At 60.0% G+C, this 3,594-nt stretch carries 4 protein-coding genes and 1 pseudogene; 2 read left to right on the top strand and 3 right to left on the bottom strand.

The window, feature by feature from the left end:
- Positions 1-521 (bottom strand): aminotransferase class I/II-fold pyridoxal phosphate-dependent enzyme (locus tag AAC083_RS03690; protein WP_146181565.1); only part of this gene is annotated, 521 nt, incomplete at its 3' end.
- Between the two features lie 210 nt (positions 522-731).
- Between AAC083_RS03690 and metJ the strand changes: the two genes are divergently transcribed.
- Both metJ and AAC083_RS03680 read left to right on the top strand, forming a co-directional pair.
- Positions 732-1,055, top strand: a complete 324-nt coding sequence (gene metJ / locus AAC083_RS03685) for a met regulon transcriptional regulator MetJ (RefSeq protein WP_005315809.1) — start codon at positions 732-734, stop codon at positions 1,053-1,055.
- Between the two features lie 39 nt (positions 1,056-1,094).
- A pseudogene (locus AAC083_RS03680) lies at positions 1,095-1,202 on the top strand (AraC family transcriptional regulator); the annotation flags it as partial.
- A gap of 140 nt (positions 1,203-1,342) precedes the next feature.
- Here the strand turns inward: AAC083_RS03680 and AAC083_RS03675 are convergent.
- Both AAC083_RS03675 and AAC083_RS03670 read right to left on the bottom strand, forming a co-directional pair.
- Complete coding sequence (locus tag AAC083_RS03675) at positions 1,343-2,614, bottom strand: aromatic amino acid transport family protein (RefSeq protein WP_042038709.1); 1,272 nt, start codon at positions 2,612-2,614, stop codon at positions 1,343-1,345.
- Positions 2,615-3,018: 404 nt separating this feature from the next.
- On the bottom strand, positions 3,019-3,594 hold a 576-nt coding region (locus AAC083_RS03670), incomplete at its 5' end, for a 3'(2'),5'-bisphosphate nucleotidase CysQ family protein (protein WP_108535834.1).

Genomic DNA, 3,594 nt, shown 5'->3' with positions numbered 1-3,594 from the left:
GTGTTGTCCACCACGACCTGGGCACCCACTTCATGGGCGGCGGCGGCGATGGCGGCGATATCCACCACCCGCAGCAGGGGGTTGGAGGGGGTCTCCACCCACACCAGCGCCGGCTTCTGCGCCAGCGCCTCGGCCAGCGCGGCTGCATCACCCTGATCGACGAACTGCACCCGGTAGTGGCCTTTGGCCGCCAGATACTCAAACAAACGCCAGGTACCGCCGTAGCAATCGTGGGGGGCGATCAGCAGATCCCCCGCCTTGAGCAGGGCAGTGGTGACCAGATGAACGGCGCCCATGCCGGTGCCGGTCACCACGGCGCCGGCACCCCCTTCCAGCGCCGCCAGTGCGTCCGCCAGATTGGTGCGGGTCGGGTTGCCGGATCGGGCATAATCGTATTGACGGGGCTCGCCAAAGTCGGCAAAGGTGTAGTTGCTGGAGAGGTAGATGGGCGGCACCACGGCACCGTGCTGTGTGTCTGTCTCAATCCCGGTGCGTACCGCCTGGGTGGCCTTGTGGGTCATGTCACTCTCTCCTTGAACTGTCTCTGGGCGATGGCCGCTCTGCCTCTGCCACGGCTATCCTGCCATTGCTGGCCTATGGTGAACCACCTTACGCCAGCATAAAAAAGCCGTCAACACTTCCAGACGTCTAAATGGCTTTGCTGTTGGATTGCCATTAATTTCCTTAAGGGTTAAAATCCGTGCTCACGGCCAAACGAGAACAGGTGGAACATGGGTACAGAGTGGAACGGCGACTACGTCAGCCCCTATGCGGAACACGGTAAGAAGAGCGAACAGGTCAAGAAGATTACCGTCTCGATCCCGCTCAAGGTGTTGAAGGTGTTGACCGACGAGCGCACCCGTCGCCAGGTGAACAACCTGCGCCATGCGACCAACAGTGAGCTGCTCTGTGAAGCCTTCCTGCACGCCTTCACCGGCCAGCCGCTGCCCTGCGACGACGATCTGCGCAAGGATCATCCGGACAGCGTTCCCGCTGAGGTGCGCGCCATAATGGAAGCGCTGGGTAAAGAGATCGAAGATTTCGACGCAGAGTAATAGCTGCGATCTATGCCAAACAGCAAACCCTCTTTGAAGATGACGCGGCCCCGGGCCGCGTCATTGCTATCTGGCGCCTCCCCCTTCTGCCTGCGCCACTACCAAAGCAACATCTGCAACCACAGCCACGACATCGCCCAGCGGGTACGCCAGAGAGTTGCCGTGGTGATAGCCATCCCGGAGCAGGGGGTGAAGGGCCGCGCCAAGCTGGGCTGATTCCGTTGGCCCCATGAAATGAGAGAGGCGACCCCCGGGTCGCCTCTCTCATTTTTTGCCGCAGCTCGCTGTTACTTCAACAGGCTGAAGATCAGCGCCGAGACCGCAAGCGACCCGGTCAGCAGGATGAAGCCGTTGGTCCAACCGTGACGGAAGCGGGCCAGCGCCTCCACCTTGTAGATCGCAATCACCGGCATGATGAACAGGATCATGGCGATGACCGGGCCGGATAGGGTCTCCATCAGTCCCAAAATGCCCGGGTTGATCACGGCGGCGCCCCAGATGGCGAAGAACATCAGGGCGATGCCCAGCTTGTCCGCCTTGGCCTGCGGCAGGCCGGTGGGCTTGGCGATCAGGCTTTTGAGGCTTTCGCGGGCACCGAGGAAGTGGCCGAGAAAGGAGGAGCTAATGGCGATAAAGGCGATGAGCGGCCCCAGGGTCACGATCACCGGATTGTCGGTGATGTTGGCGAGATAAGAGAGCACAGAGACGTTCTGGGCCTTGGCCTCAGCCAGCTGGGCTGGCGAGAGGCTCAGCACGCAGGAGAAGACGAAGAACAGCACGAAGCCCACCAGCATCACTGTGGTGTTGCGCAGGATCAAGCCACTCTTGGCTTCTGCCTGCTCGCCATATTCACGGCGCTGCACGTTGGCAAAGCCGGAGATGGCGGCGGCGTGGCTGAAGGCAAACACAGTCACTGGCAACGCCAGCCAGACGGTGTTGAGGAAGCTGACCCCTTCAAACGCGGTCACTTCCGGCCACTGCCACTGGGGGATCAGGTAGCAAGAGAGTGCCGCCAGAATGGCCGCCAGCGGATAGACCATGAAGGCAAACACCCGCAACATTGCCTTCTCCCCTGCCAGCATCACGGCAATCATGGCGAACACCAGCAGGCCGGAGAGCATCACCCGGTTCGGGGTTGCCATGCCGAGCTGGTTGACCATGAAGCTCTCCACCGTGTTGGTCAGCCCAACCCCGTAGATGAGCAGGATCGGGAAGATGGAGAGGAAATAGAGCGCCGAAATGAGGCGGCCGGCCATCTTGCCGAAGTGCTCCTCGGCCACCTCGGTGAAGTCGGCGTGAGGGCGGGAAGAGGAGAGCACGAAACGCGCCAGCCCGCGGTGGGCCAGGAAGGTCATGGGACCGGCCAGCACAGCCACTATGACCAGGGGCCAGATCCCGCCCAGACCCAGATTGATAGGCAGGAACAGGATGCCGGCGCCAACGGCGGTGCCAAACAGGCTGATAACCCAGTGGGTGTCGTGACGGCGCCAACGGGTGGCGCTGGCAACGGCGGGCTGGGAAGCGGACAAATCCTTTACGACATCTACAGATAAACTCATTACCAATCCACATTTTGTCAGTATTTTAATCTACTCTTATTGTGGTTTATTAGGATTTAATTCTCAAAAAGCGAGACTGAAACATATCACTGCCATTACTGGCCTTAGCCAGTGAGATTGGGAATCCAATCGGGGGCGCATAACCTGGTAAAACTGCACAAACCAAAAATGGCGAAATATAAAACCAAATTTTCATTCATACTTACTTTTTTATTTTGGACAACAGAGCGTTTTCAGAACTACCTGAAAAAATGCCGATTGCCGCTGAACGCTCGTGATCATCCACTGTCATTCTCGTACTTTGCCAGCGGATATCCCTGCTCATCTGCGATGAAACTAGCGGATCACACCAAACAAACAGGCGGCCATGAGGCCGCCTGTTTGTGTCGTCTGGCGACAGATGATCAACCCGCCGGACGAGCCAGGATCTTGCCCCAGGCGAGATCCGGGTCCCCCATCACGATGAAGTCCGGGTTCTCCAGCGACTCGGTTTCGTTGTAACTGAGCGGCTGCAGCGTCAGGCTGAGGATGCGACCGCCCGCCGCCTCGACGATGCACTGGGCCGCGGCGGTGTCCCACTCGCCAGTGGGACCGAGCCGCACGTAGCAGTCGGCCGCCCCTTCTGCCACCAGGCAGGACTTGAGGGAGCTGGAACCGAGCGGGATCAGCTCGTAGTTGATGGCAGGATTGAGGCGACGGGTCAGGGTCTCCAGCTTCTGGCGACGGCTGATGGCCACCACCAGCGAATCGGGCTGGTTGTGTTCGTGCTGCATGGCGCTGATGGGCAAGGTTTCGCCATTCACCTCCTTGAAGGCGCCGTGGCCACGCACCGCCCAGTAGAGCACATCGGACTCGGGAGCGTAGATGACACCGAGCACAGGCACATGGTCCCGCACCAACGCGATCAGGGTGGCGAAATCGCCGCTGCCGGCGATAAATTCACCGGTGCCGTCGAGGGGATCCACCAGCCAGTACTGCCG

Source organism: Aeromonas sp. HMWF014 (assembly GCF_963878295.1).
Lineage (GTDB): Bacteria > Pseudomonadota > Gammaproteobacteria > Enterobacterales > Aeromonadaceae > Aeromonas > Aeromonas popoffii.
Note: the sequence above shows the minus strand (reverse complement) of the source record. Positions and strands in the feature narration are given on the sequence as shown.